Genomic DNA, 25,437 nt, shown 5'->3' on the forward strand with positions numbered 1-25,437 from the left:
CGCGCTGCGCGCCCTGCGGCGGCACCTGGTGGTGATCGCCGGCCTGCTCACCCTGGCCTATCTGGTCCTGCCCAACGTCGTCGTCCTGGTCTTCTCCTTCAACAAGCCCACCGGCCGGTTCAACTACTCGTGGAACCACTTCTCCCTCGACGCGTGGACGTCGCCGTGCGGCGCCGCGGGCCTCTGCGGCTCGCTCGGCCTCTCCCTCCAGATCGCCGTGTACGCGACGATCGGCGCGACCCTGCTCGGCACGATGATCGTCTTCGCCCTCGTCAGGCACCGCTTCCGCGGTCGCGGCCCGGTCAACTCGCTGATCTTCCTGCCGATGGCCATGCCCGAGGTGGTGATGGCGGCCTCGCTGCTGACCCTCTTCCTCAACCTCGGCGTCCAGCTGGGCTTCTGGACCATCCTCATCGCCCACATCATGTTCTGCCTGAGCTTCGTCGTCGTCGCCGTGAAGGCACGCGTGATGTCCATGGACCCGCGTCTCGAGGAGGCCGCGCGCGACCTGTACGCGGGCCCCGCGCAGACCTTCCTGCGGGTCACCCTGCCGATCGCGGCGCCCGGCATCGTGGCGGGAGCGCTGCTGTCCTTCGCGCTCTCGTTCGACGACTTCATCATCACCAACTTCAACGCCGGCTCCACGGTGACCTTCCCCATGTTCGTCTGGGGCTCCGCGCAGCGCGGCACGCCGGTGCAGATCAACGTGATCGGCACGGCGATGTTCATCATCGCCGTACTGGTCGTCGTCACCGGCCAGGCCGTCAGCCGCCGGCGCGGCAGGGCCGCGTCCTGACCGCCGGCGCCAGGAAGGAGCTGCCAGAGATGCCCCAGGGAGCCACGGACACCCCGCACGCCGCCCGCTCGGCCGCCGCGTCCCTCGCGGGCGCCAGGCCCGTGCCGTACTGGCTGGACGACCCCGGCAGGCCCGCCGCGCTCCCCGCGCTCACCGGCACGGAGCAGTGCGACCTGCTGGTCGTCGGCGGCGGCTACAGCGGCCTGTGGACCGCGCTGATCGCCAAGGAGCGCGACCCGGGACGCGACGTCGTCCTCATCGAGGGCCGCGAGGTGGCCTGGGCGGCGTCCGGCCGCAACGGCGGCTTCTGCGCCGCCTCCCTCACCCACGGCCTGCCCAACGGCCTCGCCCGCTGGCCCGGCGAACTGCGCACCCTGGAGGAGCTGGGGGCACGCAACCTCGACGCGATCGAGGACGCCGTCGCCCGCCACGGCATCGACTGCCACTTCGAGCGCACCGGCGAGATCGACGTCGCCACCGCACCCCACCAGCTCGCCGAGCTGGCCGCGCTGAAGGACGCGGCGGAGGCGGCCGGCGTCACCGGGCTCGAACTCCTCGACCGGGACGCCGTACGCGCGGAGGTCGACTCGCCCACCTTCCTCGGCGGACTCCGGGACCGCGAGGGCGTCGCCCTCGTCAACCCGGCCGCCCTCGCCTGGGGCCTCAAGCGCGCCTGCCGCGGACTCGGCGTCAGGATCTACGAGAACACGCCCGGTCTCGCCCTCGCGCGCTCCGGCGAGGGCGTCGCCGTGCGCACCCCGTACGGCGCGATCGGCGCGCGGCAGGCCGCGCTCGGCACCAACGTCTTCCCCTCGCTGCTGCGCCGCGTCCGCCCGTACACCGTGCCCGTTTACGACTACGCGCTGGTGACCGAGCCCCTCACGCCCGCGCAGCTCGCCTCGGTCGGCTGGCGCGGCCGGCAGGGGCTCGGCGACAGCGCCAACCAGTTCCACTACTTCCGGCTGACCGCGGACAACCGTGTCCTGTGGGGCGGTTACGACGCCGTCTACCCCTTCGGCGGGCGGCTCGACGCCGACCGCGACCAGCGCCCCGAGACCTTCCTGAAGCTCGCCACGCACTTCTTCCACTGCTTCCCGCAGCTCGAAGGCGTCCGCTTCAGCCACGCCTGGGGCGGCGCCATCGACACCTGCACCCGCTTCGCCGCCTTCTACGGCACCGCGCACCAGGGGCGCGTCGCCTACGCGGCGGGCTTCACCGGCCTCGGCGTCGGCGCGACCAGGTTCGGCGCCGACGTCATGCTCGACCTGCTCTGCGGCGAGCCCACCGAGCGCACCTCGCTGGAGATGGTGCGGCGCAGGCCGGCGCCCTTCCCGCCCGAGCCCCTCGCGTGGGCCGGGATCGGCCTCACCAAGTGGTCGATGGCCCGCGCGGACGCGACGGGCGGCCGGCGCAACCTGTGGCTGCGCGCCCTGGACCGGCTCGGCCTCGGCTTCGACAGCTGAGGCGGACCGGACGCCGGCCCACCGGACGCCGGCCCACCGGACGCCGGCCCACCGGGCGCCCGCTCGCCGGGGGCCCGGCCGGACCCGGTCGCGGCCCCGCGGCGGTCAGGGCCCGCCTCCGGCGCGCCGGCTCCCGCACGGGGCCCGTACCGCCGCGCGCGTGATCCAGATCACCGGAAACAATCCGTCATCCGTCGCGGAACCCGCGTCATAACGGCGCCCCACCCCGCTCTCCCCTGGTGGACACGGTGTCCGGCACCGCGCCGACCGCGCGGTGCCCGTACCGGACGAGAGACGAGAAGGGGAGACGGGGCGGATGGCTGACTCGGGTGGGACCTCTGGCACGAGGAGCGCGGTGGAGTGGCTCGCGTCGGCGGCACCCGATCCCGCGGTGTGCCGCTGGGAGTGGGAGCGCAATCCGGCGGGCGTGGCGCTGCTGCCCGCGGGGCGCCGCTGGGACGTGCTGATGCTCCCCTCGGAACTCGGCCGCCGCACGCTCGACGTGCTGGCGCGGCTGGTCCCGCGGCCCGGACCCGTGCTCACCGACCCGGGCGAGGACCGCACCTGGTTCTTCGTGCCGCCGGGCACGGCCGCACGCTGGCTCGGCACCGGGGTGCGCGGAGCGGGCCGCGGCACCTGGATCGTCGTCCCGCACCCGGGCCGCGGGTCGGCGGGGATGCGCTGGCTCGTCGTACCGGACGGCTCGGGCACACTCACCGACCCCGCCGTGCTCGAACTCGCCATGCACGAGGCCGCGGCGAGCCTCGCCGAGTCGGCAGGGACCGAGGCCCCGGAGGAGGGGGCGCGGGGCCGGCCCGCCGGCCGAGGGGAGGGGCAGGGCGCCGGGCCGTGGGGCAACGGGGAGTCTTGACAAGGCGATTGGTCTGGACCATCTTGTCGGGATCATGTCATGAGTGGCTCCCGCGCGGACACGCGTCCCGTGCCCGGCGCCGCTCCGTCCCCCCACCCGCTCCTCCGGAGGCACTCGTGGACCCCACCAAGCGGCGCTCCCCCTACACCCTGCTTGTCGCGGCGTTCGCCACGGCGCTGCTCACGGCAGGCGGCCTCGTCGCCGCGTCCCAGACCGCCGACGCGGCGGCGCCCGCGCGGGCCGAGGCCGCCCCCGCCGCCGACCTCCCCTCCCACGCCCTCGTCGGCTACGTGCACGCGAGCTTCGCCAACGGCTCCGGCTACATCCCGCTCGCCGACGTCCCCGACTCCTGGGACGTCATCGACCTGGCCTTCGCCGAGCCGACCTCGCCCACCTCGGGGCAGATCGACTTCAGCCTCTGCCCGACGAGCGAGTGCCCCAACGTCGAGTCCGCCGACGCCTTCAAGGCGGCGGTCAAGGCCAAGCAGGCCGAGGGCAAGAAGGTGCTCGTGTCGATCGGCGGCGCCAACGGCAAGGTGCAGCTCACCACCACCGCGGCCAGAGACGCCTTCGTCGCGTCCGTGTCGAAGATCATCGACACCTACGGACTCGACGGCGTCGACATCGACTTCGAGAACGACTCGCTCTCCCTCGACCCCGGCGACAATGACTTCCGCGCCCCGACGACACCCGCGATCGTCAACCTCATCTCCGCGCTGAAGACGCTCAAGTCGACGTACGGCAGCGGCTTCACCCTGACCATGGCGCCGGAGACCTTCTTCGTCCAGCTCGGCCACCAGTTCTACGGCGCCGGCGCCTCCGGCACCCAGGACCCGCGCTCCGGCGCCTACCTGCCCGTCATCTACGCGCTGCGCGACGACCTCACCCTGCTCACGGTCCAGGACTACAACTCCGGGCCCATCATGGGTCTTGACAACCAGTACCACTCCATGGGCGGCGCCGACTTCCCCATCGCGATGACGGACATGCTGCTCACCGGCTTCCCGGTGGCCGGCGACACCTCGCGGGTCTTCCCCGCGCTCCGCCCCGACCAGGTGGCGATCGGGCTGCCCGCCTCCGTCAACGCCGGCGGCGGCTACATCGACTCCTCCGCCGTCACGAGCACCCTCGACTGCCTGACCAAGGGCACCTCCTGCGGCTCGTACACCCCGCACGGCACCTGGCCCGACCTGCGCGGGCTGATGGCCTGGTCGGTGAACTGGGACGTCTTCGGCGACAACACCTTCGCCGACACCTTCGACGCGTACTTCGGGTGACCGCCCAGGGCTGAGCGCGGCGGCGGTGCGGGCCACCGCCCTGGCGCCGCGCTCAGCCCCGCAGGTCCACCAGGAGCGGCGGCGCGTGCTCCCCGCCGACCGTGCGCAGGGAGAGCACGGCGTGCCCCGCGGGCACCGCGTGCGCCAGGTCCGACGCCGACCAGCGCTCGCGCTCCACCTGGCGCACCGTCACCGCGTCCGTGGTGACGGCCTTGCCCGTCACCATCTTGCGGAACGAGTGGATGGCCCGGGTCAGCGGCTGGTCCGCGAAGACCGTGCGCTGCGTGACCACCTTGGTCTCCACCCACTCGGTGCCCCACGCCTCGGCGAACCGCTTGCCGTCCCAGGTCGTGACCCCGGCGAACGCCATCCGGCAGCCGACCGCGCCGAGCAGCGCCGTGTGCAGCGACTCCGGCACGTCGTCGAGGGTCCGCAGCGTCAGCACCGCGCCCGCGTTCACCGACCGCAGCCGCTGCACCCCGCGCAGCGTCTCCGCCGTGAGGGTGCGCGTCGCGTCGTCGAGGACGAGGCACGCGAACAGCGAGTGGTCCGTGCGCGCGGCGGCACTGGCCGTGAACTGCGCCAGCACCAGCCGCGCGAGCAGCCGCGACGCCTCCGCGTGGCCACGCTCGGGCAGGTCGATCCTGACCCGCAGCGGGTGCTCAAGCGTCCGCAGCGAGAACAGCCTCGTCCTGCCCGTCGTGTCGAAGAACTCCGCGAACGCGGGCCGGTCCAGCAGCGCGACACGGTCAGCGAGCGCCCGCCCGGGATCGCCGGGCGCGGCGGACTGGCGCTCGCGCGCGTCCAGTTCGCGCGCCATGGCCCGGTGGCCGCCCGCGTCGAGCGCCGCGCGCAGCGCGGCCGGCGCCTCGGGCCCCCCGTCGAGCAGCTCCCGCAGCTCCGGCACGGTCGGCAGGCGGCCGTGAGCCGCCCCGAACGGGCCGAGCAACTGGGCGAGCGCCGTCGCCGCCCGCCTGCTGTCCGTGTCCGGCAGATCCCCGACCAGGCCCTCGGCGAGCACGGCGGCCGCCTCGTCCGGGTCGGTGGCCCCGCCGTACAGGTCCAGGTCGTACACCGAGTCCGGGTCGCCCAGCTTCACCACGACGTCGAACGCCGCGTCGGCGCCCAGCCGCGTGCCCGCCGCGCCCACCGCGACGACGGCCGCCTGCCCGGCGAGCGCCTGGAGGGAGAGCGACTCCACCACGGGCCGCACCAGCGCCCGCGTCTTGCCGGCGCCCGGCGGGCCGACCGCGAGCAGCGAGGTGCCGAGCAGCCCCGGGTCGAGCGCGAGGCCCGTGCCGCGCCTCGCGTACGGGTTGCGCTCGCCGTCCTGGACCGTGCCCAGCCGCACCTGACGGGTGAGCAGGTCGTGCCGCGCCGCCCTCACCGGCAGGTCCCGCCCGCCCGAGGGGTGCACGCAGGCCGCGGCGCCGTCCCGCCGCACCGCCTCGGCGAAGGCGGCCAGGCGGGACGGGTCGACCCGCACCGAGGTCCAGGCCCGGCGGATGCGGGTGAAGTCGACGTCGTTCATCCGCCCCTCCCGCACCTCGGCCGCCAGCCGCCCCGCCAGCTCGCCCTGCCCCGCCGCCCGCAGCTCGGGCCACTCGGCGAGGTCGCGCTCGGGCGTCGGCGGCGCGTCGGCCTGCGCCTCCTCGCCCCGCGGCCCGGGCCGCCGCCCGAAGACCCGCCGCAGCAGCTCGGGCCAGCGGCCCAGGCGGCCGAAGACGACGGCGAGGATCGCGATCACGATCGCGTAGTAGAGGTAGGCGACCACCGTCGCGGTGGTGGACGAGCCGTCCGTGAACCACGAATCAGGGGTGAGGGCCTCAAGCGGCCAGAGCCAGAACCCCCCCAGGTAGCGGTTCCAGAGCAGCGACCACAGCAGGACCCCCACAAGCAGCGAGATCACCGCCCCCACCGCGAGCTGCCGCACCGGCGTCAGCTCCGGCTCCACCGCGGGCCGCGGCCGGTGTCCGTACGCCCAGGTGCCGGGGCCGTCGGAGCGGCGCGGTGTGTGCAGCCAGTCCCGCAGCGTGGGGCCCGTGGTCGGGGCGTACCCGGGCGCGGGCGGCAGGTGGGCGGCGCCCTGCGGGGGCATGCCGCCCGCGGCCGGCGGGCCGATGGGCAGCGGCGGGGGAGGCGCCGCCGGACGGGGCACGGGCGTGGCGCGTGTGCCCCGTGGGTCGTGCGTGCCGTCGGATTCCATACTCACCCTGCCCCCTGACCAGCCAGGACCGCTCTGTGCACCCGTCAATCTAGTGCCCCTGCACGGGCAGTTCACCGTTCCGCGCGCCGGGAGGTGTCCCACCTGCCGCTTTGCCGCCCCTCCGCACCGGTCCAGGGGGGCCGGGCGGCGGGGCGGAGACCGCCATGGACGCCGCGGACAACGACACGCGCCGAGCACTACCGAACGGAGCATGCCCACCGCGCCGCCGCGCCCCTAGCCTGCGGACAAGACACGGATCTGCTCACGAACCCGGACCAGCACCACGCAGCGTCGGGACAGACCCACAGGAGCCCGCATGACCGCCCTTCCGCAGGAGCGCCGCCTCGTCACCGCCATCCCGGGGCCGAAGTCGCAGGAGTTGCAGGCCAGGCGCGCGGCCACGGTCGCGGCCGGCGTGGGCTCGACCATGCCCGTCTTCGCGGCCCGCGCCGCCGGGGGCGTGCTGGAGGACGTGGACGGCAACCGGCTGATCGACTTCGGCTCCGGCATCGCTGTGACGACCGTCGGGTCGAGCGCCGAGGCCGTCGTACGCCGCGCCTCCGCGCAGCTCGCGGACTTCACCCACACCTGTTTCATGGTCACCCCGTACGAGGAGTACGTGGCGGTCTGCGAGGAACTCGCCGCGCTCACGCCCGGGGACCACGCCAAGAAGTCCGCGCTGTTCAACTCAGGAGCCGAGGCCGTCGAGAACGCGGTGAAGATCGCCCGCTCGTACACCGAGCGGCAGGCCGTCGTCGTCTTCGACCACGCCTACCACGGCCGTACGAACCTCACGATGGCGCTGACCGCGAAGAACATGCCGTACAAGAACGGCTTCGGCCCGTTCGCGCCCGAGGTCTACCGGGTGCCGATGGCGTACCCGTACCGCTGGCCGACCGGGCCGGACAACTGCGGGCCGGAGGCGTCCGCACAGGTCATCGACCAGATCAGCAAGCAGGTCGGCGCGCAGAACGTCGCCGCGATCATCATCGAGCCGGTCCTCGGCGAGGGCGGCTTCGTCGAGCCGGCCAAGGGCTTCCTGCCCGCGCTCGCGCGGTTCGCGAAGGACAACGGGATCGTGTTCGTCGCGGACGAGATCCAGTCCGGCTTCTGCCGCACCGGGCAGTGGTTCGCCTGCGAGGACGAGGGCGTCGTCCCCGACCTGATCACCACCGCGAAGGGGATCGCCGGCGGCCTGCCGCTCGCCGCGGTCACCGGGCGCGCCGAGATCATGGACGCCGCGCACCCGAGCGGCCTCGGCGGCACGTACGGCGGCAACCCGGTGGCCTGCGCCGCCGCGCTCGGCGCCATCGAGACCATGAGGGAGCTCGACCTGCCCGCGCGCGCACGCCGCATCGAGGAGGTCATGAAGGGCCGCCTCTCGGCGATGGCCGGGAAGTACGACGTGATCGGCGACGTGCGCGGGCGCGGCGCGATGATCGCGATCGAGCTGGTCGAGGACCGGACCACCAAGAAGCCCGCCCCCGAGGCCGCCGCGGCCCTCGCCAAAGCCTGCCACCAGAAGGGCCTGCTCGTGCTGACCTGCGGCACCTACGGCAATGTCCTGCGCTTCCTGCCGCCGCTCGTGATCGGCGAGGACCTGCTGGCCGAGGGCCTCGACATCATCGAGCAGGCGCTCGCGGAGCTCTGAGGCCCGGCGGCCTTCCCCCGTGCGGGTGACCGCTGTGAAGAAGGTGTGCGGGGGCGATGGCGGGATGGGGGTGCGGCTGTCCCGCGTGACGCGGGCGGCGTACTGTTCCCGCAGATGAGAGAAACACCCCGCCCGCGGGAGACCGCGGGCGAATCCGGTCAGGGGCATCCCCAGTCCAGGGCCGGGCGTGCGTTCGCGCACGTGTCCGGGGCCGAGAGCCCCGGATCTCCTCACCGATCGGACGGCCGAGCGCTCCAACCCCCCCGGGGCGCGCGGCGTACCGGTCCCGTCGGCCGTCCCGGAACCACCCCCCCTGTTCCGGGACGGCCGACCTCTTTCCTCTCCGCACTCGCCGCGGCCCTCACGGTGTCCGCCGGGCGGCTGCGGGCCACCGTCGCCGCGCTGTACGCCGTGGTCTTCGCGCTGAGCACCTGGCAGGTCCTGGTGCGCGGGCCGCTCCTCGACGCCGACGAGCGGCTCGACCGCGCCGTCGTGGGTCACGGCCCGCGGGCCCTCGCGGAGGCGCTCTCCGACCTCGGGTCCATGCCGGTCGCGCTGCCGGTGCTCGCCGCGGCGCTCGCCTGGGCGCTGTGGCGCGGCGCCCGCGCCTCCGTCGTCGCGGGCGCGCTGACGATGGCGGCGGTGCCCGCGCTCGTCGTGCCGCTGAAGATCTGGACGGACCGCCGCGGCCCGCTCACGGAGGCCACCGGCTACTACCCGTCAGGCCACACGGCCACGGCGATGGCGGCCTACGGCACGGCGGCGCTCGTGCTGCTGCCGTACGCGGGCCGCCGCGCCACGGTCCCCGTGGCGGCGCTGCTCACGGCCGCCACGGCGGCGGGCCTCGTGCTCCGCGGCTACCACTGGCCGTTGGACGTCCTCGCGAGCGGCGCCCTGTGCGGCCTGCTGCTCCTGGCCCTCGCCGCGGTCCTGCGCCGCCTCACCGACACCCCCGCCGAGCACGCACCAGCCCCGGAGGACCGGGCCGAGCGCTGACCCCGCCCCACCGGGCCGGTCGGCTGCTGCACCGGGCCGGCTGCTGCACCGGGCCGAGCGCTGACCCCGCCCCACCGGGCCGCCTGCCCCACCGGGCCGCCCGCCGCACCCCGCCCGTCCCGCCGAGGGTCGGCCCTCGGCGGGATCCGGGCCGTTTCGGCCGCGCCCCTGCGGCCCGCTTCGGGCCGGGCCCGCCACGGGGGCGCCGGAGCGACCTGCAACCGGGTACGGGCATGTTCCTCGCCCGCCGGCCCCCGCGGCCTCGCGACTGCCTCCGCGCCCCCCGACCACCGGGTTCTTCATACACCGCGGCCCAAACGGGCGAGGCCCTTCATACAGGCCGTAGCATTCGGGACATGCCGCCCACGCTCGCCTCGCTCGTTCAGCACTCGGCGCTCAGGCTTTCCGTGCGCGCCGGGGAGGACCGGCTCGACGTGCCCGTGCGCTGGGTGCACGCCAGTGAGCTGGTGGACCCGGTGCCGTACATGGAGGGCGGCGAGCTGCTGCTCGTCACCGCCACCAACCTGGCCGCCTCGGACGCCGACGCCATGCGCCGCTATGTGCGGCGGCTCGCCGCCGCGGGCGTCGCGGGCCTCGGCTTCGCGGTCGGCGTCAACTACGACGACGTGCCCGCCGCGCTGGTCGACGCGGCGCGCGCCGAGAACCTGCCGCTGCTGGAAGTGCCGCGCCGCACGCCGTTCATCGCCATCGGCAAGGCGGTGTCCGAGGCCGTCGCGGCCGACCAGTACCGTGCGGTCACCGACGGCTTCGAGGCCCAGCGCGACCTGACGCGCGCGGCGCTCGCCGAGGGCCCAGCCGAACTCCTCGCCCGCCTCGCCGCGCACGTCGACGGCTGGGCCGCGCTGTACGACCCGGCGGGCGCGGTCGTCGCGGCCGAGCCCGCCTGGGCCGCGCGCCGCGCCGCCCGCCTCTGCGAGGACGCGGCCCTGCTCGCGCTGCGGGGCCCGCACACCAGCTCCGTCGTGGGCGACCCGGACGCGGAGGACGGCGAGAGCGGCGACCGGGTCGAGCTCCAGACACTCGGCAGCGGGCGCAGACCCGGCGGCGTCCTCGCCGTGGGCACCGCGGGCGCCCCCGGCACCGCCGCGCGCTACGCCGTGCACTCGGCCATCGCCCTGCTCACCCTCACCACGGAGCGCAGCAGGTCGCTGCGCGAGGCGGAGCAGCGGCTCGGGGCCGCCGTGCTGCGGATGCTCCTCGCGGGCGAGTCGGAGCACGCCCGTACGGTCGCGGGCGACCTGTACGGCGCCCTGCTCGACGCCCCCTTCAGGCTGCTGGCCGCCGAGGCCGTGGAGGCGGTCGCCGAGGCGGGCGGCGACGCGCCGCTCGACGTGCTCGCCCGGGGCCTCGACACGGCGGCGGCCCGGGCGGGCGAGCCGGTGCTCCTCGTGCCCGACGGGGCCGGGCGGCTGGTCGCCATCGTGGTCGACGGGGGCGCGGCCGCGGCCCTGTGCGCCGGCTACGCGGACCGGTCGGCCGAGGACGAGGGCGTGGTCACCGGCCTGTCCGCGCCGACAGGACCCATCGCGGCGGGCACCGCCTACCGGCAGGCAGAGGCGGCGCTCACCGTCGCGCGGCGGCGGCGCCGCGCGCTGGTCGAGCACGAGGACCTCGCCGACGGCTCCCTGCTGCCGCTCCTCGCCGACGAGGCGGTACGCGCCTTCGCCGACGGCATGCTGCGCGCCCTGCGCGAGCACGACGCGAAGGGCCGCGGCGACCTCGTCGACTCTTTGCGCGCCTGGCTGTCCCGCCACGGCCAGTGGGACGCGGCCGCCGCCGACCTCGGCGTCCACCGGCACACCCTGCGGTACCGCATGCGCCGCGTCGAGGAGATCCTCGGCCGCTCCCTGGACGACCCCGACGTGCGGATGGAGCTCTGGCTCGCCCTCAAGGCCACGGCGGGCCACACCGCGCACGCCCCCGCCGTGCCGCAGGACCCCGCGTAGCGCCTGCCGTCTCGCGTCACCACCGCACCGGCAGCGTCGCGAGCCCGCGCAGGAGGCTCGGCCGTCAGGCGGCGGGTGGCGCGTCCGGGTCCCGCCGCAGGCCAGGGCAGCGCTCCAGCAGGGCGCGCAGCGCGACGGGCGCCTCAAGCTGCGCCAGGGGCGCGCCGAGGCAGTGGTGGATGCCGTGGCCGAACGCCAGGTGGGCCCGGGTCTCGGCGCCGTCGCGGCGGATGCCGAAGGCGCCGGGGTCGCGGAGGCGCGCGGGGTCGCGGTGGCGGACGCCAGCGAGACGATCACCGCCGCTTCCCCGACCGCGCGGCCCTGATCGAGGCGGTCTTCCAGGACGACCTCGCGGCCACCACGCGGGTCGGCGAGGAGGCCCGCGCCGCCGCGGACCCGCTGGCGGGCCTCGTCGGCTATCTCGGCCATGTCTTCGCAGGGCTCGCCGTCGACCGGGGGATCACCGACCTGATGACCACCCGGATCGCCCGGGTGCCCACGCTGGAGCGCGTGCACGAGCACAACGCGCGGACCGTGGGCCTGCTGCTTGCGCGCTGCCGCGCCGAGGGCACGGTACGGGCCGACGCGACGCTGGAGGACGTGCTGTTCGCGCTCGCCGCGCTCGGCCGCGCCGTCCCCGCGGCCGAGGCGGCGCGGTCCGGCTCCCGGCGCCGCTTCCTCGCCCTCCTCCTCGACGGACTGCGCACCGACGAGGGCCGCCGCACCCGCGGGGAGCCGGGCCGGGACGGCGGCGCGCCCCCAACCCTGCCGGGAGCCCCGTAACCCTGCCGGGAGCCCCGTACGACGCCGCCGCCCTGCACACCGCGCCCGCCGCCCGCGGCACCGGCTGAGCCGCCGCCCCGCCGCCCCGCCCCAGCGCGGAGGCGGTGTCGGCGCACACACACCCGCGCGTCACGCCGCCCGCGCCGCCGGAAGCGGTACGGGCGGACGGACCGGGCCCCCGCCCCCGCCGGACCCCGCGCAGCCCGTCGGCCAGTCGGCCCACCTCCGCGCCCGCCTCCGCGCCTGCGTTCACGCCCGGCGCGGACCAAGGCCCGCCCCGGGCGTGAAGACCCGCCCGTCGTGCCCGCGGCCTGCCAAACCGTAGAAGCCGTCAGGTCCACTACTACGCCGCGGCCAAGCGACCGCGTCCCCGCGCGGGCCTACGGTGTGGCGGGGGCGTCCACCGGACGCCCGCCTGTCAGGTCGGGCGGGCGGCCCGCACGCCGCCCGCCGCACGCCACTCGGAAGGGCCGGGACTCCATGTCGACCTCCACTCACGCCTTCTGGCTCGCGGGCCGCCGGGCCACCGGCGACCACACGTTCGACGTCACCTCCCCGTGGGACGGCCGCACGGTCGCTGCCGTCTCCGTGCCGACCGACGCGCAGGTCGAGGAGGCCGTCGCCGCCGCGCACGCGGCCGTGGCCTCCTTCGCCGCGACGCCCGCGCACGTGCGGGCCGCCGCGCTCGACCACGTCGCGCGCCGCCTCGGCGAGCGGGCCGAGGAGATCGCCCGGCTGATCTCCGACGAGAACGGCAAACCCGTGAAGTGGGCGCGCGGCGAGGTCGGCAGGGCCGTCTCCGTCTTCCGCTTCGCCTCGGAGGAGGCGCGCCGTTTCAACGGCGGCGAGGCCCAGCGCCTGGACACCGACGCGGGCGGCACCGGGCGGCTCGCGCTGACGCGCCGCTTCCCGAAGGGCGCGGTGCTCGGCATCGCGCCGTTCAACTTCCCGCTGAACCTGTGCGCCCACAAGGTCGCGCCCGCGCTCGCCGCCGGTGTGCCGATCGTCCTCAAGCCCGCGCCCGCGACCCCGCTGTCCGCCCTTCTGCTCGGTGAGCTGCTCGCGGAGACCGACCTGCCTGCCGGGTCCTGGTCCGTGCTGACCGTGCCCAACGACCGGATGCCCGCCCTGGTCGAGGACGAGCGCCTGCCCGTCATCTCCTTCACCGGCTCGGAGAAGGTCGGTTACTCGATCATGGACTCGGTGCCCCGCAAGCAGTGCACCCTGGAGCTGGGCGGCAACGGCGCGGCCGTCGTACTCGCCGACTACGCCTCGGACGAGGACCTCGACCGGGCCGCGTCCCGGATCGCGACGTTCTCCAACTACCAGGGCGGCCAGTCCTGCATCTCCGTGCAGCGCGTCATCGCCGACACCGCCGTCTACGACCGCCTGGCCGAGAAGGTCGTCGCGGCCGTCGAGGCGCAGGTCACCGGCGACCCGGCCGACGACGCCACCGACGTGGGGCCGCTGATCAGCGAGGACGCCGCCCAGCGGGTGGAGAGCTGGGTCGACGAGGCCGTACGCGAGGGCGCCACTCTGCTGACCGGCGGCAAGCGGGACGGCGCCGCCTACGCGCCCACCGTCCTCGCCGACGTGCCCGAAAACGTCGCACTCGCCCGCGAGGAGGTCTTCGGGCCGGTCCTCACCCTGCGCAGGGTGGACGGCGAGCAGGCCGCTTTCGCCGCGGTCAACGACTCCAAGTACGGGCTCCAGGCAGGGGTGTTCACCCACGACCTGCAGGCCGCGTTCCGGGCCCACCGCGCCCTGGAGGTCGGCGGTGTGATCGTCGGCGACGTCCCGTCCTACCGCGCCGACCAGATGCCCTACGGCGGCGCCAAGCTCTCCGGCGTCGGCCGCGAGGGGGTGCGCTACGCGATGGACGACTACACCTACGAGCGCGTCCTGGTGCTCACCGGCCTCGCCCTGTAGCCGCCGGCCCGCGGACCCGCCCCACCCGGGCGGGTCCGCCCCCGCGCGCGGAATAATGGGCACGTGACCGTCATCGAGATCCCCGGCTCCAAGTCCGTGACCGCCCGCGCCCTCTTCCTCGCCGCCGCCGCGCGGGGCGAGACGGTCCTGCGGCGGCCCCTGCGCTCCGACGACTCCGAGGGGTTCGCCGAGGGTCTTTCCCGGCTCGGGTACGCCGTCGTGCGGGAGGACGGGGACCGGGTCTGGCGGATCGCCGGCCGCCCCGAAGGGCCCGGCGAGGCCGAAGCCGACGTGTACTGCAGGGACGGCGCGACCACCGCGCGTTTCCTGCCCGCGCTGGTCGCCGCCGCGCCCTCCGGCTCGTACCGCTTCGACGCCTCCGCGCAGATGCGGCGCAGGCCGCTCGGGCCGCTCACCCGGGCCCTGCGCGACCTCGGTGTCGACGTCACCCACGGCGAGCGCGAGGGCCACCACCCGCTGCGGATCGACGCCCACGGCATAAAGGGCGGCCACCTGGTCCTCGACGCGGGGGAGTCCTCGCAGTACCTCACCGCGCTGCTGATGCTCGGCCCGCTCACCGAGGAGGGGCTGACCATCGACGTGACCCGGCTGGTGTCGGCGCCCTACGTCGACATCACACTCGCGATGATGCGCGACTTCGGCGTGGAGGTGGTGCGCGAGGGCGACAGGTTCACCGTCCCGCCGGGCGGCTACCGCGCCGTGGAGTACGCGATCGAGCCCGACGCCTCCACCGCGAGCTACTTCTTCGCGGCCGCCGCCCTCTCCCCGGGCCGCGAGGTCACCGTCCCCGGCCTCGGCCGCCACGCCCTCCAGGGCGACACCGCCTTCGTCGACGTGCTGGAACGCATGGGCGCCGAGGTCGTCAGGGCGGACGGCGCGACCACCGTGCGCGGCCCCCGGAGGCTGCGCGGCCTCACCGTCAACATGCGCGACATCTCCGACACCATGCCGACGCTCGCCGCCGTCGCCCCGTACGCCGAAGGTCCGGTCCGCATCGAGGACGTCGCCAACACCCGGGTGAAGGAGTGCGACCGCCTCGACGCCTGCGCCGAGAACCTGCGCGCGCTCGGAGTCGACGTGTCGACAGGGCCCGACTGGATCGAGATCCGCCCGGGCGCACCGCGCGCCACCGAGATCACCACCCACGGCGACCACCGCATCGTGATGTCGTTCGCCGTCACGGGACTGCGCGCGCCCGGCATGACGTACGACGACCCCGGCTGCGTCCGCAAGACCTTCCCCGGCTTCCACGAGGCGTTCGCGGCGCTGCGCGACACCTGGGCCGCCGAGCCGCCCGCGGGGACCTGACCCCGCGGTGCCGCACCTCCGCGACCCGGTGGTGCAGCGGGTCGCGCCCCGCTGACCACCGGGAACGGCCCGGATCGGGTGGCACTCGCCCCTCGGTTGTCGGCGGGCGCGGCGAATGGGGCAAGAATGGGTGCCATGAGCGACAGTCCAGCCCCCCTCGCGGACCCCCACATCGCCTTCGATCCGGCCGAAGGCCGCCGGGACGTCGTCGTCCTCGGCTCCACGGGATCCATCGGCACCCAGGCCATCGACCTCGTGCTGCGCAACCCCGACCGGTTCCGGATCACCGCGCTGTCCGCCGCGGGCGGGCGCGTCGCCCTGCTGGCAGAACAGGCCCGCCGCCTGCGGCCCGCCGCGGTCGCCGTCGCGCGTGAGGACGCCGTACCCGCGCTGAGAGAGGCCCTGCGGGCCGAGTACGGGACCGGTGAGCCGCTGCCCGAGATCCTCGCGGGCCCCGACGCGGCCACCGAACTCGCCGCGTCCGCCTGCCACACCGTCCTCAACGGCATCACGGGCTCCATCGGTCTCGCGCCGACCCTCGCCGCGCTGGAGGCGGGCCGCACCCTCGCGCTCGCCAACAAGGAGTCGCTCATCGTCGGCGGGCCGCTGGTGAAGGCCCTCGCCAAGTCCGGCCAGATCATCCCCGTCGACTCGGAGCACGCGGCCCTCTTCCAGGCCGTCGCCGCGGGCACCAGGGCCGACGTGCGCAAGCTGGTGGTGACCGCGTCGGGCGGCCCGTTCCGCGGCCGCACCCGCGCCGAGCTGGCCGGTGTCACCCCCAAGGACGCGCTCGCCCACCCGACCTGGGCCATGGGCCCGGTCATCACCGTGAACTCCGCGACGCTCGTCAACAAGGGCCTCGAGGTCATCGAGGCCCACCTGCTGTACGACATCCCCTTCGAGCGCATCGAGGTCGTCGTGCACCCCCAGTCGTACGTCCACTCGATGGTGGAGTTCACCGACGGCTCCACCCTCGCCCAGGCCACCCCGCCCGACATGCGCGGCCCCATCGCGATCGGCCTCGGCTGGCCCGCCCGCGTCCCGGACGCCGCCCCCGCCTTCGACTGGACCGCGGCGTCGACGTGGGAGTTCTTCCCGCTCGACACGGAGGCGTTCCCCTCGGTCGGCCTCGCCCGGCACGTCGGGGCCCTGGGCGGCACCGCGCCCGCCGTGTTCAACGCCGCCAACGAGGAGTGCGTCGACGCGTTCCTCGCCGGACGGCTGCCGTTCAACGGCATCATGGACACGGTCACCGCGGTCGTCGGTGAACACGGCGGCGCCGGCGGCGGAACGAACCTGACCCTCCCGGACGTCCTGGAAGCAGAGACCTGGGCGCGCGCCCGGGCGACGGAACTCGTACGGAAGGCCACGGCGGAGGCCCGCGCATGACGATTCTTCTGACGGTCATCGGCATCCTGGTGTTCGCCGTCGGCCTGCTGTTCTCCATCGCCTTCCACGAGTTCGGGCACCTGTCCACCGCGAAGATGTTCGGCATCAGGGTGCCCCAGTACATGGTGGGCTTCGGCCCGACCGTCTGGTCGCGCAAGAAGGGCGACACGGAGTACGGCGTGAAGGCCATCCCGCTCGGCGGCTACATCCGCATGATCGGGATGTTCCCGCCGGGGCCCGACGGGCGGATCGAGGCCCGCTCCAGTTCGCCCTGGCGCAGCATGATCGAGGACGCGCGCTCCGCAGCCTTCGAGGAGCTGGAGGAGGGCGACGAGGACCGCCTCTTCTACACCCGCAAGCCGTGGAAGCGCGTGATCGTGATGTTCGCGGGTCCGTTCATGAACCTGGTACTCGCGGCGGTGATCTTCTTCGGTGTCGCGATGAGTTACGGCTTCCAGACCCAGACCACCGAGGTCGGCGGCGTCCAGAAGTGCGTGATCTCGCAGAGCGAGAAGCGCCAGACCTGCCAGAAGGGCGACCCGGTCTCGCCCGCCGCCGCCGCCGGGCTGCGCAAGGGCGACACGATCGTCGCCTTCAACGGCCAGAAGGTCGACGACTGGAACACCCTCTCCGACAAGATCCGCAAGACCATCGGCCCCGCCACCGTCACGGTCCGCCGTGACGGCCACGAGCAGGTGCTCCACGCCGACCTGCTGAAGAACATAGTGGCTCGGAAGGACTCCAACGGAGACGTCGTCCCCGGCAAGTTCCAGGCCGCCGGCTACCTCGGCTTCGCCGCCCAGACGAAGATCGTCCCGCTCACGTTCGGGCAGTCGGTCGACCGGATGGGCGGCATGATCGGCGACAGCGTCGACCGCCTCGTCGACCTGCCGAGCAAGATCCCCGGCCTGTGGGGCGCCGCCTTCGAGGGCAAGCAGCGCGACGCGGACTCGCCGGTCGGCGTCGTCGGCGCCGCCCGCATCGGCGGCGAGGTGATGACGCTCCACGTCCCGGCCGAGAGCCAGATCGCGATGATGCTGTTCCTGCTCGCCGGGTTCAACCTCTCGCTGTTCCTGTTCAACATGGTCCCGCTGCTGCCGCTCGACGGCGGGCACATCGCGGGCGCCCTGTGGGAGGCACTGCGGCGCAACGTCGCCCGCGTCTTCTCCCGGCCCGACCCGGGCCCCTTCGACGTGGCGAAGCTCATGCCGGTGGCGTACGTGGTGGCGGGCGTGTTCGTCTGCTTCACCGCGCTCGTCCTGATCGCCGACGTGGTCAACCCCGTCAAGATCACGTGATGAACGGGCCCGCGGGCCCGTTCACCCGCCGTGCGGCGGCCGTACACCCGGCCGCCGCACCGCCGCCGTGACACTTCCCTGCGGTGTGACCGCCGAGGATCCGGTGGCGTAATCTCAGGTGCTGGAGCCCGCCGATCTCGGGACCAGGTCCACACTTGGGGTTGCACAGCAGATGACTGCGATTTCTCTCGGAATGCCCTCCGTTCCTGTCAAGCTCGCCGACCGCAGGGTCAGCCGTCAGATCCACGTCGGTTCTGTCGCGGTCGGCGGCGACGCGCCGGTGTCCGTCCAGTCGATGACCACCACCCGTACCTCGGACATCGGCGCGACGCTCCAGCAGATCGCGGAGCTCACGGCGTCCGGCTGCCAGATCGTCCGGGTCGCCTGCCCCACGCAGGACGACGCGGACGCGCTTCCCGCCATCGCGAAGAAGTCCCAGATCCCCGTCATCGCCGACATCCACTTCCAGCCGAAGTACGTGTTCGCGGCGATCGACGCCGGATGCGCAGCGGTCCGCGTCAACCCGGGCAACATCAAGCAGTTCGACGACAAGGTCAAGGAGATCGCCAGGGCGGCGAAGGAGACCGGCACCCCGATCCGCATCGGCGTCAACGCCGGCTCCCTCGACAAGCGGCTGCTGGAGAAGTACGGCAAGGCCACGCCCGAGGCGCTCGCCGAATCCGCCCTCTGGGAGGCGTCCCTCTTCGAGGAGCACGACTTCCGCGACCTGAAGATCTCCGTCAAGCACAACGACCCGGTCGTCATGGTCAACGCCTACCGGCTGCTCGCGCAGCAGTGCGACTACCCGCTGCACCTCGGTGTGACCGAGGCGGGCCCCGCCTTCCAGGGCACCATCAAGTCCGCCGTCGCCTTCGGCGCCCTGCTCAGCGAGGGCATCGGCGACACCATCCGCGTCTCCCTGTCCGCGCCGCCGGTCGAGGAGGTCAAGGTCGGCACGCAGATCCTGGAGTCGCTCGGCCTGCGCCAGCGCCGCCTGGAGATCGTGTCCTGCCCGTCCTGCGGCCGCGCCCAGGTCGACGTGTACAAGCTCGCCGACCAGGTGACCGCGGGCCTCGAAGGCATGGAGGTGCCGCTGCGCGTCGCCGTCATGGGCTGCGTCGTCAACGGCCCCGGCGAGGCCCGCGAGGCCGACCTCGGCGTCGCCTCGGGCAACGGCAAGGGGCAGATCTTCGTCAAGGGCGAGGTCATCAAGACCGTGCCCGAGTCCAAGATCGTCGAGACGCTGATCGACGAGGCCATGAGGATGGCCGAGCAGATGGAGAAGGACGGCGTCGCCTCAGGCGAGCCCGAGGTCTCCGTGAGCTGACCGCCCGCCCGGCGGCGCCCGCAGCGGCGCTCATCCGCGAGTCCCGTGCACCCCCTCGGCCGAGGGCGGTCGCGGGACTCGTCCGCGTCACGGCCGCCCCCGGCGGCGGGAGGCGGCCGCACCGCCCGCCGGGTACAGTGCGCAGACAAGCAGACCGTACGGTGAGGCCCCACGTGTTGACGCAGACCACCACCCGGGTCCTCGAACCCAGCGAACTCCCCGAGGCCCTGGAGCTCCTGGAGAGCGAGCCCGTCGAGAACGCGTTCGTGACCTCGCGCGTGCTCGTCGCGGGCCTCGACCCGTGGCGGCTCGGCGGCGAGATGTGGGGCTGGTACCAGGGCGGCAGGCTCCGCTCCCTGTGCTACTCCGGCGCCAACCTGGTACCGGTCTGCGCCACCCCCGAGGCCGTGCGCGCCTTCGCGGACCGCGCCCGCAGGGCGGGCCGCCGCTGCTCCTCCATCGTCGGCCCCGCCGGGCCCACCGCCCAGCTCTGGCGGCTGCTCGAACCCAGCTGGGGCCCCGCGCGCGAGGTCCGCGAGAACCAGCCGCTGATGCTCACCGAGGAACTCCCGGCCGAGGTCGCGCCCGACCCGTACGTGCGCAGGATCCGCAAGAACGAGATGGACACGCTGATGCCCGCGTGCGTCGCCATGTTCACCGAGGAGGTCGGCGTCTCCCCGCTGGCCGGGGACGGCGGCCTGCTCTACCAGGCGCGCGTCGCCGAACTCGTCGGCTCAGGACGGGCCTTCGCCCGCGTCGAGGACGGCCGGGTGATCTTCAAGGCCGAGATCGGCGCCGCCACGCCCCGCGCCTGCCAGATCCAGGGCGTCTGGGTCGACCCCGCCTACCGGGGCCGCGGCCTGTCCGAGACCGGCATGGCCGCCGTCGTGCGCTACGCCCTCGCGGACGTGGCCCCCGTCGTCAGCCTCTACGTCAACGACTTCAACGTCCCCGCGCGCGCCTCCTACCGGCGGGTCGGCTTCCGCGAGGTGGGCGCCTTCATGAGCGTGCTGTTCTGACGGTAGGTTTCCGTCCATGCCGATCACCCCAGGGGACGCCCCCAGGACCCCGGACGCACAGGTGGGCCCCATCGACCTCGTCGCCCGGGTCGACGACGCGCTGGCCGTGCAGGCACTCGCCTTCGGCCTCAGCGAGGAGGAGATCGGCGTACGGCACCACATCGTGCTGCGCCACCTGATGTACCCGGGCTGCCGCGCGCTCGGCGCCACCACCCCGGAGGGCCGGCTCGCCGGGTTCGTGTACGGCATGCCCAACGACCGCGCCCACTGGTGGTCCACCGTGGTCGAGCCGTACCTGCGCCGCGAGGGGCTCGACGGCTGGCTCGACGACTCGTTCACCATCACCGAGCTGCACGTCCACCCCTCGTTCCAGGCCCGCGGCATCGGCCGCGAACTGATCACCGCCATCACCGACGCGGTACCCCAGCCCCGTTCCATCCTCTCCGCGATCGACATCGAGAGCCCGGCGCGCCGCCTCTACCGCTCGCTCGGCTACCGCGACCTCGCCCGCCAGGTCCACTTCCCCGGCGCGCCCCGCCCGTACGCGGTGATGGGGGCCCACCTCCCGCTGCGCAGACGGCCCCAGCCGCCCGTGGAATCGGATTAACGCCGGGCGGCGGCGCGCGGTTAGGCTCCTGCCGGACGCCCGGCAGGCCGCCGGGGTCCCACGGCGACGCAGTCCCGCAACCCCGCACCGCAGGAGAACCCCTCATGTCCCGGTCCCAGGTCCAGCGCATGTCCCGTCTGATGGCCAAGACACTGCGCGAGGAGCCGGCCGACGCCGAGACGCTCAGCCACAAGCTCCTGGTGCGGGCCGGGTACGTGCGCCGCAGCTCCGCCGGGATCTGGACCTGGCTGCCGCTCGGCAAGCGGGTCCTGGAGAACGTGACCAGGATCGTCCGCGAGGAGATGGACGCCTTCGGCGCCCAGGAGGTGCTGCTGCCCGCGCTGCTGCCCAAGGAGGCGTACGAGGCGAGCGGCCGCTACGAGGAGTACGGCGACCTGCTGTTCCGCCTCAGGGACCGCAGGGACGGCGAGTACCTCCTCGCACCGACCCACGAAGAGGTCTTCACCCAGGTCGTCCAGGACCAGTGCACGTCCTACAAGGACCTGCCGGTCGTGCTCTACCAGATCCAGACCAAGTACCGCGACGAGGCCCGCCCCCGCTCCGGCGTGCTGCGCGGCCGCGAGTTCCTGATGAAGGACTCGTACTCCTTCGACACCACGGACGAGGGCCTCGCCGCCTCGTACGCGCTGCACCGCGGGGCCTACCAGGCGATCTTCGCCCGCCTCGGCCTCGACTACCGGATCGTCTCCGCCGTCTCCGGCGCGATGGGCGGCTCCGTCTCCGAGGAGTTCCTCGCGCCCGCCGCCGCGGGCGAGGACACCTTCGCCGACTGCCCCGCCTGCGACTACGCCGCCAACACCGAGGCCGTGCGGTTCACCGCGGCCGTGACCGCGGCCGAGGCCCCGGGGCCCGTCGAGGAACTCGACACCCCCGGCACCCCGACCATCGAGGCGCTCGCCGCGCACCTCGGTGTGCCCGCCTCGGCGACGCTGAAGAACCTGCTGGTGAAGGTCGACGGGGAGATCGTCGCGGTGGGCGTGCCGGGCGACCGCGAAGTCGACCTCGGCAAGCTCGGCGAGCACCTCGCCCCCGCCGGGGTCGAGCTGGTCACCGCCGAGGACTTCGCGGGCAGGCCCGACCTGGTGCGCGGCTACGTGGGGCCGCAGGGCCTCGGCATCCGCTACATCGCCGACCCCCGGGTCGCGCCAGGCACCGCCTGGGTGACCGGCGCCAACAAGCCCGACACCCACGCGCGCGACGTGGTGTGCGGCCGCGACTTCGAGGTCGACGACTACCTGGACGTCGTCGTGGCCGAGCCCGGGGACCCGTGCCCCGACTGCGGCGCGGGCCTCACGCTCGACCGGGCCATCGAGGTCGGCCATATCTTCCAGCTCGGCCGCAAGTACGCCGACGTCTTCAAGCTCGACGTGCTCGGCCAGGACGGCAAGCCCGTGCGGGTCACCATGGGCTCCTACGGCCTCGGGGTCTCCCGCGTCGTCGCGGCGATCGCCGAGCAGACCGCGGACGCCCAGGGCCTGTGCTGGCCGCGCGAGGTCGCCCCCGCCGACGTCCACGTCGTCGCGGCGGGCAAGGCGGCCCAGACCGAGCTGGCGCTCGACGCGGCCGAGCAGCTGGCCGCGCGGGGCCTGCGCGTCCTGGTGGACGAACGCGCCGGGGTCTCGCCCGGCGTGAAGTTCACCGACGCCGAGCTGATCGGCGTGCCCGCCATCCTGGTCGCGGGCCGCCGCGCGGGGGAGGGCGTCGTCGAGCTCAAGGACCGCCGCACCGGGAAGCGCGAGGAGCTCACGGTCGCCGAGGCCGTCGCCGCCCTGACGGCCTGAGCCCCGGTCGGGTCGCCCGGTGCGGGCGTCACAGCCAGCTCGCGAACTCCAGCAGGACCTCCGCCGCAGCCCCGCGGCCCGCGTCCAGCGCCCGCGTGGCCGACTCCACCGCGCGGAACAGCGCCCACGCCCGCAGCCTGTCCCGGTCCACGTCGAGCGAGTCGGCGAGGCGGTTCATCCGCCGCCGCGCCGACGACGCGCCCGACTCCGACGCGACCAGGTCCTCCACTCGGTCACGCGCGGGCCGCGCCAGGTCGTAGGCGCGCTCGCCGACCAGCGGCTCAGGACCCACGGCCAGCCAGGGCGCCCGCTCGCCCGCGAGGACCTTGCCCTGCCGGAACGCGCCGTGCAGGAGCACCTCCTCGCGGGCCGATGCGACCATCGCGGCGCGCGCGTCGAGCGCGGCCTCCACGAGCACCGCGGGCGCCCGGCCCGCGCGCATCGGCCCTGCCTGCCGCCCGGTGCGCTCCTCGACCGTCTCGAAGCCGTGGCCCCCGGGCGGGTCGACCCAGAGCCTGCGGATCGTGCCCGCCGCTTCGAGGAGCGCCTTCGCGTCCGGCAGGGACCGCAGCGACACCTCGGGGCGCAGCCGCTCGAGGAGCACGGAGCCGTCCTCGGCCCCCTGCACGCCACCGGCGGTGTCGTACGTCTCGACCGCGCCCCAGCCCTTCCAGTGGGCGAGCGCGGCCCGCTCGGCGCCGGGGCCGGCGAACGGCGGGGCGATCTTCAGCGCGGCCGGCGCGCCGTCGGGCCGCCGCACGAGCAGCAGGAGGCTGTCCCGGCCGCCCGGCGCCACCGGCCGCTCCACCGTGAGGCCGCGCGCGGCCACCGCGTCGGCGGCGAGCCCGGGCAGCCGCCCCAGCCAGGCGTTCGCGCGGGGCGCGCCGTACCGCTCGGTGAGCGTGTCCACCAGCCGCCGAGGCGGTTCGAGAGCCATACGTCCCCGCAGTCCTGCCGGTCCGCGCCGGCGCCGGTCACGCCCGTTCGGCGAGACCCGGAAAGGCTACGCCGGAGCCCCGCCAGCGGGCCGCGCGCACGGCCGCCCCGCTCAGCGCGCCCGCCGCGTCGGCCCGTACGTCCCCCTGGCCCGCCCTGACCAGGTCCGCGTAGACGTCCGCCACCCTGTCCTCCAGCTGCGCCGCGAGGCGCACCGCGGAGTCGGCGCCTGTGACAGGGAACGGCAGCGCGTACGCGGCGGCCGCGGCCCGGGGCGTGCCGCCGAGGTCGCGCACCGCCCTGACGAGCGCGTCCCGCCTGGCGCGGTGCGCCGTGTAGGCGGCGTTCGCCTCGGCCTTGCGGTCCGCGGCCACCCGGCCGCCCACGACGCCGTAGCCGTACACGGCCGCGTGCTCGGCGTCCAGCGCGGCCTGGGTGGCGTCGAGCAGGGCCTTGTCCTCCGAGCCCTGGGGGTTTTTCTGGGCGGCGGCGCCGCGTGCACGGCTCATCGGCGGGCTCCCGTGGACAGCAGGTACTGGTGGACGGCGCAGGCCGCGGCGATCGACGCCAGCAGCCGTGCCAGCTCGGGCGGCGCCTCGAACAGGGCGGCTGACTGCTCCTTGGCCGCCTGCCGTTCCGCGGTGGCGAGGCCGCTGAGCGCCGCCGCGGGGTCCGCGGGCACGGAGACCGGGTGCTCCGCGCCCGCCACCGCCGGCCTGCCCGTCCCGGAGGCGGAGGGCGCGGCCGACGGCGAGCCCGGGGCCAGCGCCTTCACATGCTCGGCCACGGCCGCGCGCAGCGGCGCGAGCCGGGCGGACTCGGCGGGGTGGCGGGCCAGCACCGCGTCGTACTGGTCGAGCAGCGACCTGCTGGTCGCCGCAGAGCGGGTGCGCAGGGCCGCGGCCCGCGCGGCGGCCGCGCCCGTTCCGCGCCCCGTCCCGGTGGACCCGTCCCCGTCCCCCGGGCCGGTGCAGCCCGCGAGCAGGGCGGCCGCGGTGGCCGCTCCCGCGCCCGTGAGGGCCCGTCTGCGCGTCGTGCCCGTACGCCCCACGTATGCCTCCAGTGCCCGGTCCGGGCGCTCTCGTCGGGCCCGCCGAGGCCGCGGGGAGGGTCGCGGACGACCGCCCCGCCGCACGGGCCCGGGTGATCTTCGCAGGCGAGCGTACCCGCGGCAGGGGGCGGGTGGGCAGCAACACCCTTGCGGACCGGATACCCTTTGGGACGGACAGGTCCGGCACGGTTCCGGCCCCAGGACGTACGACAACAGCACACGCGGCCGAGGAGTCACCCGGATGAGCACCACTCAGAGCGACAGGCTGCGGGGTCTGCTGGAACCCCTCGTCGGCGCCGAGGGCCTCGACCTGGAGGAGATCGAACTCTCCAGGGCCGGCCGGTACCGCGTGCTGCGGGTCGTCGTCGACTCGGACGAGGGCGTGGACCTGGACACGGTCGCCGAGCTGACGCGCGCCATCTCCGCCCGGCTCGACGAGGCCGACCCGCTGGGCGACGAGCAGTACCAGCTGGAAGTGACCTCGCCGGGCGCCGAGCGCCCGCTGACCGAGCGGCGCCACTACGAGCGCGCCGTCGGCAGGCTCGCCCGGTTCAGGCTCCAGGAGGGCGGCGAGGTCGTGGCCCGCATCCTCTCCGTGGACGACGAGGGACTCGACACCGAGGTGCCGGGCGTGAAGGGCCGCAAGGCCACCGCCCGCCGCCTCGCCTTCGCCGAGATCGCGAAGGCGCGCGTGGAGGTCGAGTTCAACCGCAAGGACAAGAGCACAGAGGAGGCGTAGC

The 25,437-nt window shown here is 74.7% G+C and carries 22 protein-coding genes and 1 pseudogene; 18 read left to right on the forward strand and 5 right to left on the reverse strand.

The window, feature by feature from the left end; translation table 11 throughout:
• Positions 1 to 4: 4 nt before the first annotated feature.
• The 4 genes and pseudogenes from ABEA77_RS22720 to ABEA77_RS22735 form a co-directional block, all read left to right on the forward strand.
• A complete protein-coding gene (locus tag ABEA77_RS22720) occupies positions 5 to 796 on the forward strand; it encodes an ABC transporter permease (protein ID WP_345650733.1) in 792 nt (263 codons plus the stop codon).
• Positions 797 to 825: 29 nt separating this feature from the next.
• Positions 826 to 2,259 carry an NAD(P)/FAD-dependent oxidoreductase gene (locus tag ABEA77_RS22725; protein WP_345650656.1) on the forward strand — a complete coding sequence of 478 codons (1,434 nt, stop codon included), beginning with the start codon at positions 826 to 828 and terminating at the stop codon, positions 2,257 to 2,259.
• 316 nt (positions 2,260 to 2,575) lie between these two features.
• Entirely contained in the window at positions 2,576 to 3,130 is a 555-nt protein-coding gene (locus ABEA77_RS22730) for a bifunctional DNA primase/polymerase (RefSeq protein ID WP_345650659.1), read from the forward strand.
• Positions 3,131 to 3,393: 263 nt separating this feature from the next.
• Positions 3,394 to 4,407: pseudogene (locus tag ABEA77_RS22735) on the forward strand (chitinase); the annotation flags it as partial.
• A gap of 52 nt (positions 4,408 to 4,459) precedes the next feature.
• On the opposite strand, the gene ABEA77_RS22740 reads toward ABEA77_RS22735, so the two are convergent.
• Complete coding sequence (locus ABEA77_RS22740; protein ID WP_345650736.1) at positions 4,460 to 6,613, reverse strand: type IV secretory system conjugative DNA transfer family protein; 2,154 nt, start codon at positions 6,611 to 6,613, stop codon at positions 4,460 to 4,462.
• Between the two features lie 316 nt (positions 6,614 to 6,929).
• Here ABEA77_RS22740 and gabT point away from each other — a divergent pair, with 316 nt between their 5' ends.
• From gabT to ABEA77_RS22755, 3 genes are all read left to right on the forward strand, one after another.
• Entirely contained in the window at positions 6,930 to 8,264 is a 1,335-nt protein-coding gene (gabT, locus tag ABEA77_RS22745; RefSeq protein WP_345650662.1) for a 4-aminobutyrate--2-oxoglutarate transaminase, read from the forward strand.
• A gap of 366 nt (positions 8,265 to 8,630) precedes the next feature.
• Positions 8,631 to 9,260, forward strand: a complete 630-nt coding sequence (locus ABEA77_RS22750) for a phosphatase PAP2 family protein (RefSeq protein WP_425588365.1) — start codon at positions 8,631 to 8,633, stop codon at positions 9,258 to 9,260.
• 356 nt (positions 9,261 to 9,616) lie between these two features.
• A complete protein-coding gene (locus ABEA77_RS22755) occupies positions 9,617 to 11,227 on the forward strand; it encodes a PucR family transcriptional regulator (protein ID WP_345650667.1) in 1,611 nt (536 codons plus the stop codon).
• Between the two features lie 64 nt (positions 11,228 to 11,291).
• Here the strand turns inward: ABEA77_RS22755 and ABEA77_RS22760 are convergent, their stop codons facing one another.
• Positions 11,292 to 11,459 carry a cytochrome P450 gene (locus tag ABEA77_RS22760; protein WP_345650739.1) on the reverse strand — a complete coding sequence of 56 codons (168 nt, stop codon included), beginning with the start codon at positions 11,457 to 11,459 and terminating at the stop codon, positions 11,292 to 11,294.
• Between ABEA77_RS22760 and ABEA77_RS22765 the strand changes: the two genes are divergently transcribed.
• From ABEA77_RS22765 to ABEA77_RS22810, 10 genes are all read left to right on the forward strand, one after another.
• Entirely contained in the window at positions 11,412 to 11,552 is a 141-nt protein-coding gene (locus ABEA77_RS22765; RefSeq protein ID WP_345650744.1) for a hypothetical protein, read from the forward strand. The two genes, ABEA77_RS22760 and ABEA77_RS22765, sit on opposite strands and share 48 nt — an antisense overlap.
• A 74-nt stretch (positions 11,553 to 11,626) precedes the next feature.
• Positions 11,627 to 12,010, forward strand: coding sequence for an SbtR family transcriptional regulator (locus ABEA77_RS22770; protein ID WP_345650742.1), 384 nt, complete (start codon positions 11,627 to 11,629; stop codon positions 12,008 to 12,010).
• Positions 12,011 to 12,490: 480 nt separating this feature from the next.
• Positions 12,491 to 13,939 (forward strand): aldehyde dehydrogenase family protein, encoded by a 1,449-nt coding sequence (locus ABEA77_RS22775; RefSeq protein ID WP_345650670.1) that lies wholly within the window; start codon positions 12,491 to 12,493, stop codon positions 13,937 to 13,939.
• A 63-nt stretch (positions 13,940 to 14,002) separates the two neighbouring features.
• Positions 14,003 to 15,268: a 3-phosphoshikimate 1-carboxyvinyltransferase gene (gene aroA, locus ABEA77_RS22780; protein WP_345650673.1), complete on the forward strand. Its 1,266-nt coding sequence runs from the start codon at positions 14,003 to 14,005 to the stop codon at positions 15,266 to 15,268.
• Between the two features lie 135 nt (positions 15,269 to 15,403).
• A complete protein-coding gene (dxr, locus tag ABEA77_RS22785) occupies positions 15,404 to 16,657 on the forward strand; it encodes a 1-deoxy-D-xylulose-5-phosphate reductoisomerase (RefSeq protein ID WP_345650675.1) in 1,254 nt (417 codons plus the stop codon).
• Positions 16,654 to 17,955, forward strand: a complete 1,302-nt coding sequence (locus ABEA77_RS22790) for a M50 family metallopeptidase (RefSeq protein ID WP_345650677.1) — start codon at positions 16,654 to 16,656, stop codon at positions 17,953 to 17,955. Before dxr ends, ABEA77_RS22790 begins: the two co-directional genes overlap by 4 nt.
• 172 nt (positions 17,956 to 18,127) lie before the next feature.
• The gene (gene ispG / locus ABEA77_RS22795) at positions 18,128 to 19,282 is read left to right on the forward strand and encodes a flavodoxin-dependent (E)-4-hydroxy-3-methylbut-2-enyl-diphosphate synthase (RefSeq protein WP_345650679.1); all 1,155 of its coding nucleotides are present in this window, start codon (positions 18,128 to 18,130) and stop codon (positions 19,280 to 19,282) included.
• 173 nt (positions 19,283 to 19,455) lie between these two features.
• Positions 19,456 to 20,301 (forward strand): GNAT family N-acetyltransferase, encoded by an 846-nt coding sequence (locus tag ABEA77_RS22800; protein ID WP_345650681.1) that lies wholly within the window; start codon positions 19,456 to 19,458, stop codon positions 20,299 to 20,301.
• A 16-nt stretch (positions 20,302 to 20,317) separates the two neighbouring features.
• Positions 20,318 to 20,908, forward strand: coding sequence for a GNAT family N-acetyltransferase (locus ABEA77_RS22805; RefSeq protein WP_345650683.1), 591 nt, complete (start codon positions 20,318 to 20,320; stop codon positions 20,906 to 20,908).
• 104 nt (positions 20,909 to 21,012) lie between these two features.
• Positions 21,013 to 22,710: a proline--tRNA ligase gene (locus ABEA77_RS22810; RefSeq protein ID WP_345650686.1), complete on the forward strand. Its 1,698-nt coding sequence runs from the start codon at positions 21,013 to 21,015 to the stop codon at positions 22,708 to 22,710.
• Between the two features lie 28 nt (positions 22,711 to 22,738).
• Here ABEA77_RS22810 and ABEA77_RS22815 read toward each other — a convergent pair whose 3' ends face one another.
• The 3 genes from ABEA77_RS22815 to ABEA77_RS22825 are packed head-to-tail and all read right to left on the reverse strand — an operon-like array spanning position 22,739 to position 24,697.
• A complete protein-coding gene (locus ABEA77_RS22815) occupies positions 22,739 to 23,647 on the reverse strand; it encodes an aminoglycoside phosphotransferase family protein (protein ID WP_345650688.1) in 909 nt (302 codons plus the stop codon).
• Positions 23,648 to 23,684: 37 nt separating this feature from the next.
• Complete coding sequence (locus ABEA77_RS22820; protein ID WP_345650690.1) at positions 23,685 to 24,155, reverse strand: ferritin-like domain-containing protein; 471 nt, start codon at positions 24,153 to 24,155, stop codon at positions 23,685 to 23,687.
• The gene (locus ABEA77_RS22825) at positions 24,152 to 24,697 is read right to left on the reverse strand and encodes a hypothetical protein (RefSeq protein WP_345650692.1); all 546 of its coding nucleotides are present in this window, start codon (positions 24,695 to 24,697) and stop codon (positions 24,152 to 24,154) included. The genes ABEA77_RS22820 and ABEA77_RS22825 overlap by 4 nt, the downstream gene beginning before the upstream one ends.
• Before the next feature lie 241 nt (positions 24,698 to 24,938).
• On the opposite strand from ABEA77_RS22825, the gene rimP reads away from it, so the two are divergent.
• Positions 24,939 to 25,436 (forward strand): ribosome maturation factor RimP, encoded by a 498-nt coding sequence (gene rimP / locus ABEA77_RS22830; RefSeq protein ID WP_345650694.1) that lies wholly within the window; start codon positions 24,939 to 24,941, stop codon positions 25,434 to 25,436.
• Position 25,437: the final 1 nt, after the last annotated feature.

Source organism: Streptomyces tremellae (assembly GCF_039540215.1).
GTDB classification, from domain to species: domain Bacteria; phylum Actinomycetota; class Actinomycetes; order Streptomycetales; family Streptomycetaceae; genus Streptomyces; species Streptomyces tremellae.